Below are 13,036 nucleotides of genomic sequence, written 5' to 3' on the forward strand. Positions count from 1 at the left end.
AGCACTTACCGGCACGCCACCGACATATCGCCGATGAACGGTCCGAGGGGGGGACTGATCCTCTTGGTGGTCTTCGGCGTCGCGCTCGTCGGTTACGGGGTGTTCGTCGGCGACCAGGGATCGCAGTACCTCGGCGTCGAGGGCCCGAAAGACGAGTCGGGGTTAGCGACCGAGACGGCAGTGATCGAGTACGACGAACTCGACCCACGTACCCAGGACGCCTTCCGGAAGTCCTTCGAAACCGACGAGATGACGCGAATCGCAGACTCTCCGAACTTCGAGTCCGGGTCGGCGATCCGCTACGAGGGCGCGTACTACCCGACGTACGTGATAGTCAGCGACGCCGGACAGACGACGATGGTGACGTCGATCATCGCGGGCGTTCTCTGTTTCCTCGCCGCCCCCGTTGGATGGCGCATGCTTGGCCTCAAGCCGATCCGGTGACCGGTCGCTGTCTCGCCGTCCACTGGTAGCCGTGGCCGGGAGCGCGTGTCGCCGCTCCGCGGCGACCGTGCGACCCGGGGAAGGGCAGGGCTGCCAGTGTGGCGACTGAGCGTTCGGCGAGCGGAGCGAGCCGATTCACTTCTCGCGAGGGAGCGAAGCGACCGAGCGAGAAGGGAGTTTTTCCCCAAGTTTTTGCGGACGGGGGTTCCCGCAGGGAGCGCGAGGCCGAGCGGAGCGAGGCCTCGAAGCGCCCGAGGAAACCCCCGTCCGTAAAAAGTGGGTGCGGTGCTGTTTTTAGTCGTCGCCCGCCGTCGGCTCGACGACCCCGTCGACGTTCGAGAGTTCGATGCCGCCGTGCAGATCTCGCTGGGGGTACGGGATGTTGATGCCGGCGTCGTCGAACCGCTCCTTCACGGCGGTGACGTACTCGCCCTGGATGCGGACGAAGTCTGAACGACTGGGATTGTCGATCCAGAAGCGCGACTGGAGGCCGACGTAGGAGTCGGCGAGTTCGGTGAGCCGGACAGAGGGTTCGGGGTCGCTCATGATCCCCTCGTGCGCGTCGGCCTCGTCGAGGATGATCTCGGTGGCCTCGTCGATGTCGTCCTCGTAGCCGATACCGAAGACGAACTTCATCCGGAGCTGTTCGTTGGCGACGGGGTTCTTGATGACGTCGTCGGTGAGATTCGAGTTGGGGACGGTCAGCAGCTCGTTGTCGAAGGTGCGGACGCGGGTGACGCGGAGGCTGATGTCCTCGACGACGCCGGCGTGGTCGTCCCACTCGATCCAGTCGCCGATGCGGAACGGCTTGTCGGTGAAGATGAACACGCCGGAGACGAAGTTCTTGAGGACGTCCTGCATGGCGAACCCGATGGCGAGCGTGGCGGCCGCGCCGATGGTCGCCAGGGCGGTGAGGATGTTGCCGTAGCCAGCGAAGGCGAAGGCGGCGCCGATCGCGACGAAGACGATGAGGATGCCCGTGAGTTTCTGCAGGGGTCGGCGCGCGTGCGTATCGAGTTCGCGCGCGCTCAGCAGGCGGTTGACCAGCGGCATGACGAAGATCCGACCGAGCAGGTAGATGGCGACGAACGCGACGATGAAGGTAATGGCGGACCCGACGGCGCCGGCCAGCGGCGCGTCGAGGCCGACGACTTCGATGAGGAAATCCGCCACGGGGCCGGGCGGTTCGCCTTCGACGGGCTCTTGCTGGAGCGGCGCGGCCGGCCCGACGCCCAGTGCGCCCCTGGTCATCGCTCGAACACCGCGGTGTGGCCCCGACTGCGGACCACCTGAGCGTTGACCCTGTCGGCCAACTCCTCAGCGAGTTCCTCGGTGGTGGTGCCGCCCCGGGCCGCGCGGAGGAACTTCGCCTTGACGAACTCGCTGTCCTGCAGTTGGTCGTTGAGTTCGTCTTCGATGGGGTCGAGGCCGTTCTTCCCGACCCAGACCGTCACGTCGAGTTCGTGGATCCGCTGTGCGCGTGATGAGTCACTCATGTCTCTACTACTTGGAGTGAAGCCGCTCAAAGGTTACGGGTGCTGACGGCGGAAATTTGGCCGTCGACTCGGGCTCCAGCGGGCGTCAGTCGTACGGATACCGGGCTTGCGCCCCGCAGTCGCAGGTGACGACGACGTGGCCGTCCTGCAGGCGGACGCGGGCGTTCCGGCCGGGGCGGAGGTACGCGTCACAGCTGTCGCAGGTGAAGCGGGTGAACTCGCGTGGGAGGCCGAGCCGATTGCGCTCGGCGATGCGGCGCGCGCGGCGGACGTAGCGACGGGCGCGGTCCTCTCGGCCCGCGAGCGTGGCCTCCTCGGCGAGTTCGCGCAGGCGCTCGATGCGCTCGCGAGCGACGGTCTCGGTGTCCATCCGGTCGTTGGTACGTCCCGCCGACCGGCAGGTATACTTTGCGTTCGTGAGCGGAACCGGGTCCGCGAACGCGGCTGTCAGCGCGGGGCGGTCGAGATGGCAACGCATTAAGGCCCGGTTAGCATACGATGGCTCCATGGACCTGCCGAGGGTGGCTGCGTTCACGGACACCTACCTGCCGACACACAACGGCGTCACCTACACCGTCCAGACGTGGCGGGACCGCTGGCACCGCCGCGGCGGCCGGATGGACGTGGTCTACCCCGACGGCGACCACCCGGCCGGCGAGGGCGAGTACCCCGTCAGTAGCCTCCCGTTCCCGTTCTACGAGGGCTTCCGCGTCGGCGTCCCGGGCGTCCCGGAGGCGGTCGACAGCGCGGAGGTCGTCCACGCCCACTCACCGTTCAGCCTCGGCCTGGCGGGCATGCGACTCGCGCGGAAACACGACCTGCCGATGGTCGCCTCGTACCACACCCCGACGAGCGAGTACGCCGAGTACCTCGCGTTCACTCGACCGATCGAGCGGGCCGTCGAGCGCAGCGCCGAGGAGTACGAACGGCGCTTCCTCGATCGGACCGACATCGTCGTCGCGCCGAGCGAGCGCACCGCCGAGCACGTCCGCGACACCGTCGGCACCGTGACCGACGTCGAAGTCGTCTCGAACGGCGTCGACACCGATTTCTTCCGCCCGGTCGAAACCGAGCGCTTCCGCCGGCGCCACGACATTCCGGACGGACCGCTCGTCGGCTACACCGGTCGGCACGGGTACGAGAAGAACCTCGAAGCCATCGTCGAAGCGACGGAGGGGCTGGACGTGACGCTCGTATTTAGCGGCGACGGCCCGGCTCGCGCCGACCTGGAACGCGCGGCCGCCGAGGCGGACGTGGACGCGCACTTCCTGGGCTGGGTCGACCGCGAGGAGCTCCCCTCGTTCTACTCGGCGCTCGACGTCTTCGCGTTCCCGAGCCCCGTCGAGACCCAGGGGATCGCCGCGCTGGAAGCCAACGCCTGCGGGACCCCCGTCGCGGGGGTCGCCAGCGCGGCGCTCGCCGACACCATCGACCAGGGGGAGACCGGCTACAAGGCGCCGCCGAACGACGTGAGCGCCTTCCGGGACGTCATCGAGCGGACGCTCGCCGAGCGCGACCGCCTCGGCGAGGAGTGTCTCGCTCGCCGGGAGTCGATCAGCGTCGAACGCTCGGTCGACCGCCTCGCCGACGTCTACGAACAGGTGCTGTAGCGTCAGTCCTCCTTCGTCTCCGCCTGGTCCATCCCCGCGCCGATAGCGACCCCGATCGCGATACCCATCCCCATCCCGAGCGCCAAATTGTCGAAGGCGACTCCGAACGAGGCGCCGAGCGCGACCCCGATCGCTATCCCCACACCCATGTTCGAGGCGTCGTAGTTGCCGCCGTCGTCCGTCTCTGTCGCGCCGTCGACGTCGTCGTCTGCCGCTGGTCCACCGTCCATCAGGGACGTAACGACGCGGGGACCGATAACTGTCGCTGTCCGTGGACGTCGCGTCGCGGAAAATCGGCGCAGGCGTTCAGGTCGTGTCGGCTTCGGGGTTGTTCTCTCGACGGTAACTGCCGACCATCTTCCACAGCGTCTTGTCGACGTCGCCGTCCGAACACTCTGTCTCGATCTGTCGGTAGAGCTCTTCCGAGACGGTGATCTCCGGCATCACGTCTACGTTGGGGGCAGATACTGAAAAGCCTCCTGTGAGTCGGGAACGAGTAAATTTTGGAGGGCACGGGCAGCTCGCCGCGCTGTCGTCCCGCGAGTTCGCGAGCCCGTGAGTCAGCGACCGCGCGGTCAGTTCTCGGGGCGGGGGAACGCGGTGAACACCTTCGAGACGACGTCGAAGGGGTCGTATATCGACTGGTGGCACTGGCAGTAGACCGCGTTTTCGGCGCCGTCGACCGTCGCGGACTGCTTGAATCCCGAGGGGACACAGCAGAGGTGCGTGCACTTGTTGAGCCACGCGATGAACCCCCGGTCGGTGCTCGCGGCGAGCCACTCGTCGTCTTCGGCGAGCCGTTCGATCTCCGGGCTCCGGATGACCTGGACGGGGAGCGACGAGTCGGTCTCGACCGACCGCCAGGTGGCCGCGGCGGGCTTGCCCAGGCCGTCGTCGCCGACGCCGTTGCCCCACTCCTCGTAGTCCGCGAAGTCGTCGACGGTGAGCTTCGCTCCCGCTTCGAGTTCCGACTGCCACTCGTAGGCGCCGCCGTCGTCCACTCGGAAGAAGTTGTCCGCCTCGCTGTCCGGCCCGACCTTCGGGTGAGTCTGGATACCGCAGTACTGGAACCACTTGTTCGAGTACTCCACGCCGCCGAGCGTGGCTTTCGCGACCCCTTCCTCCACCGCACCGCCGTCGATTGCCGTGGGCCAGAGGCCCTTGAGGGCGCCGTCCTCGACGGTGATCGGGATCTGCGACATCCCCCGGTCCGCCGGGCCGTCCGTGTTCCTGATGACCTTCGCCCTGACGCTCCCACCGCCGACCCCGGTGCGATTCGTCGGCACGGTCGTCAGCCCGGACCCCGCGACGCCCAGCGAGCCCATCGCGGCGCTCCCGACGATCCCCTTGACGAACCGACGGCGACTCGACGGCGCGGGATACTTGTCCTCGTCCATATCGTCGCCTGCGCCACCGCGACGGATAAAGTATAATATATATTATGTGTAATCGCGGACCGCGGCTGTACCGTTCCACGGCGCGTGGATCGGTGCATCGACTGTGAACCGCGGAAATTCGAACGCCTGCCGGGGAGGGAGGCCGGCGATGGTGTCACCGTACCGAACTGATTAAGGTCGGCCCCCACGAAGTCGGGGGTTATGAACGGTGATTCCCTGGTCACCTACGTGGCGCGCTCGGAACTGCGCTCGGCGGTGCTTCGCGCCGTCGAGCGCGACGCGCGCTCCACCGCGGCCCTCCGCGACGACCTGGACGTGAGCCGCTCGGGCGTCTACAAGACGCTTGACGAACTCGCCGACAGCGGGCTCGTCCGCCAGTCCGACGGGTGGGAACTCACGGCCCGCGGACGTCTCGTCGCCGACGAGCTGGCGCGCCAGCGGACCGTCGACGACCTGCTAGACGACGAGTTCTGGGAAGCGCACGACGTCTCGGTCCTCCCCCGGCGCTTCAGACAGCGCCTCGCTGGCGCGGGCGAGTGGGAGCTCTACCGCAACCCCGCTCGCAACCCCCAGTACCTCGAACGCTGGGCAGTCGAGCTGTTCCGGGAGGCGAACTGGCTCCGCGTCGGCGCGCAGGTGTACTACCCGCGCTTCGCGCAGATGGTGGACGAACTCGCGGACCGCGGGGTCCTCGACGCCCAGGTCATCGTCGACGACCGCCTCGTCGACGAGGCCATCGAGCGCTACGCCGACGGCGACGCGCCCTCGTGCATCGACGAGCGCGTCGCCGACCTCCCCTTCTCTTTCACCGTCACCGCCGACCTCGTCGCGCTCTCGCTCCCGACCCGCGACGGCGTCTCGGACCTGGACGCCGTCCTCGTCGGCTCGGGCGACGGCGCCGTCGAACTCGGTCGGGACATCCACGACCACTACTGGGACCGCGCGGTCCCCGTCGAGGACTACCTCGCGACTGTCTGAGGCCTGCGGTCCCGTCGAGTCAGGCGGTTTCCTCGGTCGTGCTGCGTCGCTCGTATTCGATCACGTCGAGATCCTCGCCGAGTGTGAGATCGAGGGCGTCACCGCCGACTTCGATCGTCGTCTCGACGCGGAGGGGGTCCTCGGAAAGTATCTCGCCGGGCGCATCGAACAGCGCGTTACGTTCCCAGACCGGGGTGGCCCGGACGTCGATTCCGGCATCGTGGAACAGAGAGACGACTGCCGGGTGATCGATTACCGCCGCTCCGACGGCCGATTGGACGGTTCCGCCGCACTCGCGGCACGCATAGACGACGTTGAGGAACCCGTCGAAGCCGTCGACGTCCGGTCCGTCCATCTCATCGACGGACGCGTCTATCCGCCCGTGACAGTACGGGCAGAACCCGCGGTTGATCCGCTCGATCTCGCTGAGAAGGTGTTTGTTATACACCTCCGGGAGATCTTCGTCGTCGCGACGGGCGGCGAGGATGGGCGGCGCCGTCATGTCCGTGATCGTCACGTCGCAGTCGACGCACGCCACGTCCATCTGCCCGTTCGCGTACCCGGCCTCGATCGTCCCGTCGCAGATCGGGCAGTCACCGACTGGCCGCGGTTCGACCGCGGTCTCGTCGTCGGTGTAGACGCCCGAGACGACCGCGCCCACGAGTCGCGATCCGGCGTGCGTCGGCTTGTATCCTCCCTCGGTCTTCCGCACGAACCGCGGTCGTAACTCTTTGAGGTGGTAGTTGAACTGACCGGAGTCCCACACGCCTGCGGCTTCCCTGATGTCCGCAAACGACGCCGCGCCGTCGCCCTCCGAGGCCTTCGTCAAGTCCCAGACGGCCCTGAGAATCGAAAAGCGCGTCTCGTTCGCGACGGCGCTGAAAACCTCGTCCGGGTTCGCCCGTCCGTCCGATCCGTCGCTCATGGGATGGGTATCTGCGAGGTGAATCTTGAAAGTAGCGTCCGAGAGAGTCTACGCTAGCGCGCTACCGGCGCGGATGATCGCCTTCTCGCCGAACGCCGGGCCGACGAACTGGAGCCCGACGGGGAGCCCGTCGTCGGTCTCGCCGGCAGGGACGGAGATCGCCGGCACGTTCGCCAGGTTGACCGGCGTCGTGTTCGCGTCGGCGAGATACATCGTCAACGGGTCCTCCAGGCTCTCGCCCAGCTCCATCGGCGGGACCGGCATCGTCGGGGAGGCGAGGACGTCGGCGTCGCCCAGCGCGTCGTTGATGTCGCGCTTGATCCAGGCGCGGGCGTCCTGGGCCTTCTTGTAGTACTTGTCGTGGTATCCCGCGGAGAGCGCGTAGGTGCCGAGGAGGACGCGCGATTTGACCTCTTCGCCGAAGCCCTCCTCGCGGGCCTTCGCGAACGTCTCGTTCCAGTTGCCGTCGTAGCCGCCCGACTGGCCGTAGCGGACGCCGTCGAAGCGGGCGAGGTTCGAGGAGGCCTCGCTCATGGCGGTTACGTAGTAGGCCTCGACCGCGTAGCGCAGGCACTCCAGGTCCACGTCGTGGTAGGTCGCACCTCGCGATTCGAGGTCGTCGATGGCGTCCCAGAACACCTCGGTGACGCGCTCGTCGGCGCCGTCGAGCAGTTCCATCGGGATACCGATGTCCAGCCCGTCGACGTCGCCGTCGGCGGCCGCGGCGAAGTCGTAGGCGCTTTCATCGCGCTCCTCCGTCGCGTCGCGAGTCGTCGCGTCCCGCTCGTCCGGGCCGGCGATGACCTCCAGCAGTTCGGCTGCCTCCTCGACGGTGGGTGCGATGGGGCCGACCTGCTCCAGCGAGTTGGCGTAGGCGACGATCCCGTATCGAGAGACCAGGCCGTAAGTCGGCTTAATGCCGACGACGCCGCAGAACGCGGCGGGCGCCCGGACCGAGCCGCCGGTGTCGGTGCCGAGGGCCATGTCCGCGTCGCCCGCGGCGACGACCGCCGCCGAGCCGCCCGAAGACCCGCCGGGGACGTGCCCCTCGGCGACCGGGTTCTCGGTGGGCCCGAAGGCCGAGGTCTCCGTCGTCGTCCCCATCCCGAACTCGTCCATGTTGGTCTTACCGGGGATGGTCGCGCCGGCTTCCTTGATCCGCTCGACGACCGTCGCGTCGTACGGCGGGACGTAGTCGTCGAGCATCGCCGAGCCGCAGGTCGTCCGGACGCCCTCGGTGGAGATATTGTCCTTGACCGCGACGGTCGTCCCCGCGAGCGGCCCGTCGTCTGCGCCGTCGATTCGCTCCGCCGTGATGTAGCCGTTGTAGTCCGTGCTCATGCGTCTGAAGCCTCCGTCCTGAGTCGCGCGCTGTCGATAGTTCCGGAACGATCCGCCGTCACGAGACGTTCGGTCCCTTGAAGTAGCCGTCCTCGGATTCCGGCGCGTTCCGCAGCGCCTCCTCCTGGGAGAGGCACTCGCGCACCTCGTCGGGGCGCATCACGTTCGCGAGCTCCTCCTCCTCGTCGACCTCGGGCACCTCGTCGAGGGTCTCGAAGTACTCGAGGATGTCCGCGAACTTCTCGGTGAACCGGTCGACCTCTTCGTCGTCGAGGTCGATGCGCGCGAGGTCGGCGACGTGGCGCACCTCCTCCGGGTCGACGACGCTCTCCGTGTCGCTCATGGCCGAGGCGAGGCGTGGCCCGGCGGTAAGGGTTTCGATACCCCCTCCGGCCCGCTACGCCCGATCGCTCGAACCACCGAATGCGACCCCCCGATTCGGCCCGCCGAGTCGCGGTAGGACTATTTGGAGAATAACCGCGCTCAAAGACGCTCTAACCACCAACAACCGGGCTTTCACACCCTCGATATCGGGCCCGTCGCCGACACAGAACCGATACATTAACTATGGTCGAGAATAGACTTAAGAGGTTAGTCTATTTTTGGAAAAGATTTAAGTCGTTTGGACCGCAACAAATAATCCGGTGAGACGGTTTTGGCGGGGACACCCCCGCATAGTTTGCAACCAATGACCGACACCTCAATCAGACGATACACGAGCGAGCGTGAAGAGGAACGCGAGCGAGAGGACGACGAGACTGAGACGCTCGTCTGTCCGGAATGCGGGGGGAATCTCGCTTCCGACGCGGAGCACGGCGAGACGGTCTGCGAGGACTGCGGCCTCGTGGTCGAGGAGGACGAGATCGACCCCGGTCCGGAGTGGCGCGCGTTCGACGCGAGCGAGAAGGACGAGAAATCGCGCGTCGGCGCGCCGACGACGAACATGATGCACGACAAGGGCCTCTCGACGAACATCGGCTGGCAGGACAAGGACGCCTACGGTAACTCCCTGTCCTCGCGCCAGCGCGAGAAGATGCAGCGCCTGCGCACCTGGAACGAGCGGTTCCGAACACGCGACTCCAAGGAGCGAAATCTCAAGCAGGCACTCGGCGAAATCGACCGGATGGCCTCGGCCCTCGGCCTGCCCGAAAACGTCCGCGAGACCGCGTCGGTCATCTACCGCCGCGCCCTCGACGAAGACCTGCTGCCCGGCCGCTCCATCGAGGGCGTCGCCACATCTGCGCTGTACGCCGCCGCTCGGCAGGCAGGCACTCCGCGCAGCCTCGACGAGATCGCCGCGGTCTCCCGCGTCGGCAAGGACGAGATCGCCCGGACGTACCGCTACGTCGTCCGCGAGCTGAGCCTCGAGATCCAGCCCGCTGACCCCGAGAGCTACGTGCCCCGGTTCGTCTCGGACCTCGACCTCCCCGAGGAGGTCGAACGCCGCGCCCGACAGCTCCTGAGTACGGCCAAAGAGCAGGGCGTCCACTCCGGCAAGTCGCCCGTCGGCCTCGCGGCCGCCGCCGTCTACGCCGCGTCGCTGCTCGCCAACGAGAAGGTCACCCAGAGCGAGGTCAGCGAAGTCGCCAACATCTCCGAGGTCACCATCCGCAATCGCTACCACGAGCTCCTCGAAGCCGAAGAGGAGTTCACCGCCCCCTGACGCCGTTTTCCCGCGACTCGTTTTCGCAAGCCCGAAGCCACCGGTGGCCCTCGCGCCGCTATGGAGACGACTCGACACTACACCGCGACGGTCTACGTCGTCAGCGATGGCGCCGTCGCGCTCCACGTCCACGACGGCCTCGACAGGTGGCTCCCGCCCGGCGGCCACGTCGACCGCGACGAACTCCCTCACGAGGCAGGACTCCGCGAAGTCCGCGAGGAGACCGGGCTCGACCCCGAACTGGTCGCCGACGTCGACGACGTCGAGTCCGCGACAATCGACCCGCTTCCCAAGCCCCAGCACTTCCAGCTCGCCGACGTGAACGTCCACGGCGATTTCGTGGGCCACCAGCACGTCGACATGGTCTACTACGCCCGCGCCGACACCCGCGAGATCGACCCGAGCGACGGGGAACAGCCGGCGGAGGACTGGCGCTGGTTCGCCGCCGCGGACCTCGACGAGTCCGTCGACGGACTGGACCCGGACGTGGTCGACATCGGTCGGCGAGCCATCGACCTGGTGAGCGAGAACTAGCTCCCGCCTCTCCGAGGTCGGCCGACGACGTCAGTCGGTGACGGTGATCCGTTCCCTGGAGACCACCGTCTCGGACTCTGTGTGGCGGATCTCCACCTCGACGGTCTGGCCCGGTCGGAGATCGACGCGCCGCTCCTCGATCCGGACGGCGATCTCGGCGCCGGCGTCGAACTGCGCACCGCTGCCGTTCCGCGCGGCGACGACGCCGTCGATCCCGCCGCGTCCACGGGTGAAGACGTGGTTGCCGGTGTAGTCGTCCTGCGTGAGCCGCTCCGTGGGGAGCCCGTGCAAGCGGGCGCGCTTGTCGTGGTCGGGCAGCTCCACGACTAGATCCAGGTCCGAGACGGCGACGGTGTCGCCGCTCTCGTGTCGGATACGGAGCCACTGGGCGTTCTCACCGTCCGCCTGAACGGGGTCGGCGTTCGTCGAGAGGATCGGCCCCCCGTCCGACAGGAAGCCACTCGTCTGCATCAACAGGCCGCCGGTGACGGCGATCATCAAGACGGTGAGGCCGAATCCGATCGCGGCCATCCCCTCCGTGGATATCGCGCGATCGGCGGCGCGGAGCGTTGGTCCTCTCATCTCCCGAAGTGCACTCTCCCTGCCGGTAACGCACCGCCCCTCTTAGGTCCTGTTGTGAACGAGATTACAGAATCGGATGAGGGCGCGGTCGTGAGCCCACGGACGACCGCCGCTCGGCGGCCAGTTGCCGGTCAGACCAGCGACTCGACGTAGCGGTCGACGTGGTCGTCCATCCGTCGCTTGTACCCCGCCTGTCGGGCGAGCCGGTCGAGTTCGCGCGAGACGAGGCTCCCGTACTGGACCGCTTTTTTCTCGCGAAACGCGACGGGGTCGGGCACCCACTCCCGGACCGCGAGGCGGAGCGCCCACTTGCGCTCGCCGCGCTCGGTCACGAGCATCCGTCCCGGCAGGGCGAGCGCCGCCGCGACGACTCGGTCGTGGAGCAGCGGTGCGACCGGTTCGACGCCCGCGCCGCGTAGCGTCAGCACGTCGCGTTCGAGCTGGTCGGGGAGCGTCTCGACCACCTCGCGGCGAGCGCCCCGGACCGTGTCTGCCGCCACGCGCTCGTCCTCCGGCGCTCGGGCTACCTTCGCGTACCCGCCGAACAGTTCGTCGGCGCCCTGTCCCACGGCGAGCCGGTCGAACCCGTCCGCGGCCGCTCGCTCGGCGACGAGAAAGAGCGAGAGCGCGATGCTCACGTCCATCGCGTTGGTCCGGCCGGTCGCCGCGACGATCTCGGGGACGGCGCGCTCGATGTCCTCGTGCGAGAGTTCGACGATTCGCAGGTCTCGTCCGAGTTTCGACGCGGCAGTCCGGGCCGCCGCGACGTCGTGACTCTCGGGAAAGCCCGCGACGTACAGCGGCGCGTCGAGACGGGCCGCCAGCGCGGCGGAGTCGACGCCGCCGGAGAAGGCGACGGCCAGCCCCTCCGTCGCGGTGTCGTCGACCGCCGACCGGACGGCGCCGCGAACCCTACGGACGGCCGCGCGGTCGTCGGGCTCGGGATCTGGGTCGGGGAGCGACCAGACCCGCTCGTCGCCGGCGGTCGAGCGGGCGTGACCGGCCGGGACGGTCTCGGGGACCGCCAGATCGTTCGGATCGAAGCTCCACGCCGTCGGGTCCGTCGCCTCGGTGAACACCGGCTGGCGGCCGAGCGCGTCACGTACGATGCGGCCGTCCACGGCCCCCGCGAATCCGACCGTTCCGGGCAGCGGGTCGCCGTCGGCGCTCGCTCGCCGGACGATGTCGGCGGACGCGCCGCGGACGCGGTCGTTCGCGGCGTCGAACGAGCGGCCGGCCGCCGACCCCGCCGCGTCGGTCATCGGAACAGCCCGTCGAACGCGAGCCGGACCCGCCGGCGGGTGTTGCCGGCGGCCTGCCGGAGGCTCACCAGCCAGGGCGTCCGCCGCGTCTGGAGGGTCGTTCGTCCGTCACTGACGGCCCGGCAGATACCGTCTGCGGTTCGCTCGTCGGTGTCGACGAGGGTCACCGCCCGGCCGACCATGTCGCTGACGTGGGCGTCGCTGCCGGCGGTGATCGGGAGGCCGTAGCGCTCGGCGAACCGGCGGGCCTGGCGGTTGGAGTAGCCGGTCACCAGCCGGGAGTTGTACACCTCGATGGCGTCCGCCTCGCGCAGTTCGGCCTTCGAGATGTTGGCGAGGACGCCGCTGCGCATCTCCTGGAAGGGGTGCGGGACGACCGCGATCCCGCCCTGGTCCCGGATCCGGGCGATCGTCTCCGAGAAAGGCAGCCCGGGATCGACCGATTCGGTCACGTTCAGCCCGAGAACGTGGCCGGCGGCGCTCGATATCTCGATCCCGGGGATGCCGACGAGACCGTACGCCGGCGCGCGGTCGAGGAGCGCCTCGTTCGCGGACACCTCGTCGTGGTCGGTGACCGCCAGCGCGTCGAGACCGACCGCGGCCGCGCGTTCGAGCAGCATGTCCACGGAGTCGCGGCCGTCGTAGGAGGCGGCCGAGTGCGCGTGGAGTTCGACCGATAACACGACCGGGGATTGGACGGGTATCGGCAAAAGCGCCTCGGTCCGGGAGACAGCGGGCCTACGTCCGGTCCCGCCGCGAGCCATGCGGTCCACCCACGCCACCGCGATCCCGGTGACGACCCGA

17 protein-coding genes are annotated in these 13,036 nt (G+C 68.2%); 5 read left to right on the forward strand and 12 right to left on the reverse strand.

Translation table 11 applies throughout. From position 1 onward, the window contains the following. Positions 1-33 precede the first annotated feature (33 nt). Positions 34-444: a hypothetical protein gene (locus ACMGFH_RS02965; RefSeq protein ID WP_415381280.1), complete on the forward strand. Its 411-nt coding sequence runs from the start codon at positions 34-36 to the stop codon at positions 442-444. A 294-nt stretch (positions 445-738) separates the two neighbouring features. On the opposite strand, the gene ACMGFH_RS02970 is transcribed toward ACMGFH_RS02965, so the two are convergent. From ACMGFH_RS02970 to ACMGFH_RS02980, 3 genes are all read right to left on the reverse strand, one after another. Beyond that, complete coding sequence (locus ACMGFH_RS02970; RefSeq protein ID WP_415381281.1) at positions 739-1,695, reverse strand: mechanosensitive ion channel family protein; 957 nt, start codon at positions 1,693-1,695, stop codon at positions 739-741. Beyond that, positions 1,692-1,940 carry a YhbY family RNA-binding protein gene (locus ACMGFH_RS02975; protein WP_415381282.1) on the reverse strand — a complete coding sequence of 83 codons (249 nt, stop codon included), beginning with the start codon at positions 1,938-1,940 and terminating at the stop codon, positions 1,692-1,694. The genes ACMGFH_RS02970 and ACMGFH_RS02975 overlap by 4 nt, the downstream gene beginning before the upstream one ends. 85 nt (positions 1,941-2,025) lie before the next feature. Continuing rightward, positions 2,026-2,310, reverse strand: a complete 285-nt coding sequence (locus tag ACMGFH_RS02980; RefSeq protein WP_415381283.1) for a ribonuclease P protein component 4 — start codon at positions 2,308-2,310, stop codon at positions 2,026-2,028. 136 nt (positions 2,311-2,446) lie between these two features. Between ACMGFH_RS02980 and ACMGFH_RS02985 the strand changes: the two genes are divergently transcribed. Next, positions 2,447-3,550, forward strand: coding sequence for a glycosyltransferase (locus ACMGFH_RS02985; RefSeq protein WP_415381284.1), 1,104 nt, complete (start codon positions 2,447-2,449; stop codon positions 3,548-3,550). A gap of 2 nt (positions 3,551-3,552) precedes the next feature. On the opposite strand, the gene ACMGFH_RS02990 is transcribed toward ACMGFH_RS02985, so the two are convergent. The 3 genes from ACMGFH_RS02990 to ACMGFH_RS03000 all read right to left on the reverse strand — a co-directional run bounded on the left by ACMGFH_RS02990 (position 3,553) and on the right by ACMGFH_RS03000 (position 4,947). Next, on the reverse strand, positions 3,553-3,780 hold the full coding sequence (locus tag ACMGFH_RS02990; protein WP_415381285.1) for a hypothetical protein: 228 nt from the start codon (positions 3,778-3,780) through the stop codon (positions 3,553-3,555). 76 nt (positions 3,781-3,856) lie between these two features. Next, positions 3,857-3,994, reverse strand: coding sequence for a hypothetical protein (locus tag ACMGFH_RS02995; protein ID WP_274324689.1), 138 nt, complete (start codon positions 3,992-3,994; stop codon positions 3,857-3,859). Between the two features lie 131 nt (positions 3,995-4,125). Then, positions 4,126-4,947, reverse strand: coding sequence for a ubiquinol-cytochrome c reductase iron-sulfur subunit (locus ACMGFH_RS03000; protein WP_415381286.1), 822 nt, complete (start codon positions 4,945-4,947; stop codon positions 4,126-4,128). A 201-nt stretch (positions 4,948-5,148) separates the two neighbouring features. Here ACMGFH_RS03000 and ACMGFH_RS03005 point away from each other — a divergent pair, with 201 nt between their 5' ends. Then, on the forward strand, positions 5,149-5,925 hold the full coding sequence (locus ACMGFH_RS03005; protein ID WP_415381287.1) for a helix-turn-helix transcriptional regulator: 777 nt from the start codon (positions 5,149-5,151) through the stop codon (positions 5,923-5,925). 19 nt (positions 5,926-5,944) lie between these two features. Here ACMGFH_RS03005 and ACMGFH_RS03010 read toward each other — a convergent pair whose 3' ends face one another. Genes ACMGFH_RS03010 through gatC form a run of 3 tightly spaced genes read right to left on the reverse strand, consistent with a single transcriptional unit; the run spans position 5,945 to position 8,534 of the window. Continuing rightward, positions 5,945-6,850, reverse strand: coding sequence for a winged helix-turn-helix domain-containing protein (locus ACMGFH_RS03010; protein ID WP_415381288.1), 906 nt, complete (start codon positions 6,848-6,850; stop codon positions 5,945-5,947). A 48-nt stretch (positions 6,851-6,898) separates the two neighbouring features. Then, a complete protein-coding gene (gene gatA, locus ACMGFH_RS03015) occupies positions 6,899-8,191 on the reverse strand; it encodes an Asp-tRNA(Asn)/Glu-tRNA(Gln) amidotransferase subunit GatA (RefSeq protein WP_415381289.1) in 1,293 nt (430 codons plus the stop codon). Between the two features lie 58 nt (positions 8,192-8,249). Then, complete coding sequence (gene gatC / locus ACMGFH_RS03020; protein WP_415381290.1) at positions 8,250-8,534, reverse strand: Asp-tRNA(Asn)/Glu-tRNA(Gln) amidotransferase subunit GatC; 285 nt, start codon at positions 8,532-8,534, stop codon at positions 8,250-8,252. Positions 8,535-8,879: 345 nt separating this feature from the next. Here gatC and ACMGFH_RS03025 point away from each other — a divergent pair, with 345 nt between their 5' ends. Further along, positions 8,880-9,854, forward strand: coding sequence for a transcription initiation factor IIB (locus tag ACMGFH_RS03025; RefSeq protein ID WP_415381291.1), 975 nt, complete (start codon positions 8,880-8,882; stop codon positions 9,852-9,854). Positions 9,855-9,914: 60 nt separating this feature from the next. Beyond that, positions 9,915-10,388 carry an NUDIX hydrolase gene (locus ACMGFH_RS03030; protein ID WP_415381292.1) on the forward strand — a complete coding sequence of 158 codons (474 nt, stop codon included), beginning with the start codon at positions 9,915-9,917 and terminating at the stop codon, positions 10,386-10,388. A 30-nt stretch (positions 10,389-10,418) separates the two neighbouring features. On the opposite strand, the gene ACMGFH_RS03035 is transcribed toward ACMGFH_RS03030, so the two are convergent. The 3 genes from ACMGFH_RS03035 to ACMGFH_RS03045 form a co-directional block, all read right to left on the reverse strand. Continuing rightward, positions 10,419-10,970 carry a hypothetical protein gene (locus ACMGFH_RS03035; RefSeq protein WP_415381293.1) on the reverse strand — a complete coding sequence of 184 codons (552 nt, stop codon included), beginning with the start codon at positions 10,968-10,970 and terminating at the stop codon, positions 10,419-10,421. 131 nt (positions 10,971-11,101) lie between these two features. Continuing rightward, positions 11,102-12,232 carry an asparagine synthase C-terminal domain-containing protein gene (locus ACMGFH_RS03040; RefSeq protein WP_415381294.1) on the reverse strand — a complete coding sequence of 377 codons (1,131 nt, stop codon included), beginning with the start codon at positions 12,230-12,232 and terminating at the stop codon, positions 11,102-11,104. Further along, positions 12,229-12,915 carry a CehA/McbA family metallohydrolase gene (locus ACMGFH_RS03045; protein ID WP_415381295.1) on the reverse strand — a complete coding sequence of 229 codons (687 nt, stop codon included), beginning with the start codon at positions 12,913-12,915 and terminating at the stop codon, positions 12,229-12,231. Before ACMGFH_RS03045 ends, ACMGFH_RS03040 begins: the two co-directional genes overlap by 4 nt. Positions 12,916-13,036: the final 121 nt, after the last annotated feature.

It is taken from the genome of Halosimplex rarum (assembly GCF_047715405.1).
GTDB classification, from domain to species: Archaea; Halobacteriota; Halobacteria; order Halobacteriales; family Haloarculaceae; genus Halosimplex; species Halosimplex rarum.

Bases quoted from the DNA above. Each gene is read 5' to 3' on its own strand.
- ACMGFH_RS02965 (WP_415381280.1), top strand. From the start codon at position 34: ATGAACGGTCCGAGGGGGGGACTGATCCTCTTGGTGGTCTTCGGCGTC.
- ACMGFH_RS02970 (WP_415381281.1), bottom strand. From the start codon at position 1,695: ATGACCAGGGGCGCACTGGGCGTCGGGCCGGCCGCGCCGCTCCAGCAA.
- ACMGFH_RS02975 (WP_415381282.1), bottom strand. From the start codon at position 1,940: ATGAGTGACTCATCACGCGCACAGCGGATCCACGAACTCGACGTGACG.
- ACMGFH_RS02980 (WP_415381283.1), bottom strand. From the start codon at position 2,310: ATGGACACCGAGACCGTCGCTCGCGAGCGCATCGAGCGCCTGCGCGAA.
- ACMGFH_RS02985 (WP_415381284.1), top strand. From the start codon at position 2,447: ATGGACCTGCCGAGGGTGGCTGCGTTCACGGACACCTACCTGCCGACA.
- ACMGFH_RS02990 (WP_415381285.1), bottom strand. From the start codon at position 3,780: ATGGACGGTGGACCAGCGGCAGACGACGACGTCGACGGCGCGACAGAG.
- ACMGFH_RS02995 (WP_274324689.1), bottom strand. From the start codon at position 3,994: ATGCCGGAGATCACCGTCTCGGAAGAGCTCTACCGACAGATCGAGACA.
- ACMGFH_RS03000 (WP_415381286.1), bottom strand. From the start codon at position 4,947: ATGGACGAGGACAAGTATCCCGCGCCGTCGAGTCGCCGTCGGTTCGTC.
- ACMGFH_RS03005 (WP_415381287.1), top strand. From the start codon at position 5,149: ATGAACGGTGATTCCCTGGTCACCTACGTGGCGCGCTCGGAACTGCGC.
- ACMGFH_RS03010 (WP_415381288.1), bottom strand. From the start codon at position 6,850: ATGAGCGACGGATCGGACGGACGGGCGAACCCGGACGAGGTTTTCAGC.
- gatA (WP_415381289.1), bottom strand. From the start codon at position 8,191: ATGAGCACGGACTACAACGGCTACATCACGGCGGAGCGAATCGACGGC.
- gatC (WP_415381290.1), bottom strand. From the start codon at position 8,534: ATGAGCGACACGGAGAGCGTCGTCGACCCGGAGGAGGTGCGCCACGTC.
- ACMGFH_RS03025 (WP_415381291.1), top strand. From the start codon at position 8,880: ATGACCGACACCTCAATCAGACGATACACGAGCGAGCGTGAAGAGGAA.
- ACMGFH_RS03030 (WP_415381292.1), top strand. From the start codon at position 9,915: ATGGAGACGACTCGACACTACACCGCGACGGTCTACGTCGTCAGCGAT.
- ACMGFH_RS03035 (WP_415381293.1), bottom strand. From the start codon at position 10,970: ATGAGAGGACCAACGCTCCGCGCCGCCGATCGCGCGATATCCACGGAG.
- ACMGFH_RS03040 (WP_415381294.1), bottom strand. From the start codon at position 12,232: ATGACCGACGCGGCGGGGTCGGCGGCCGGCCGCTCGTTCGACGCCGCG.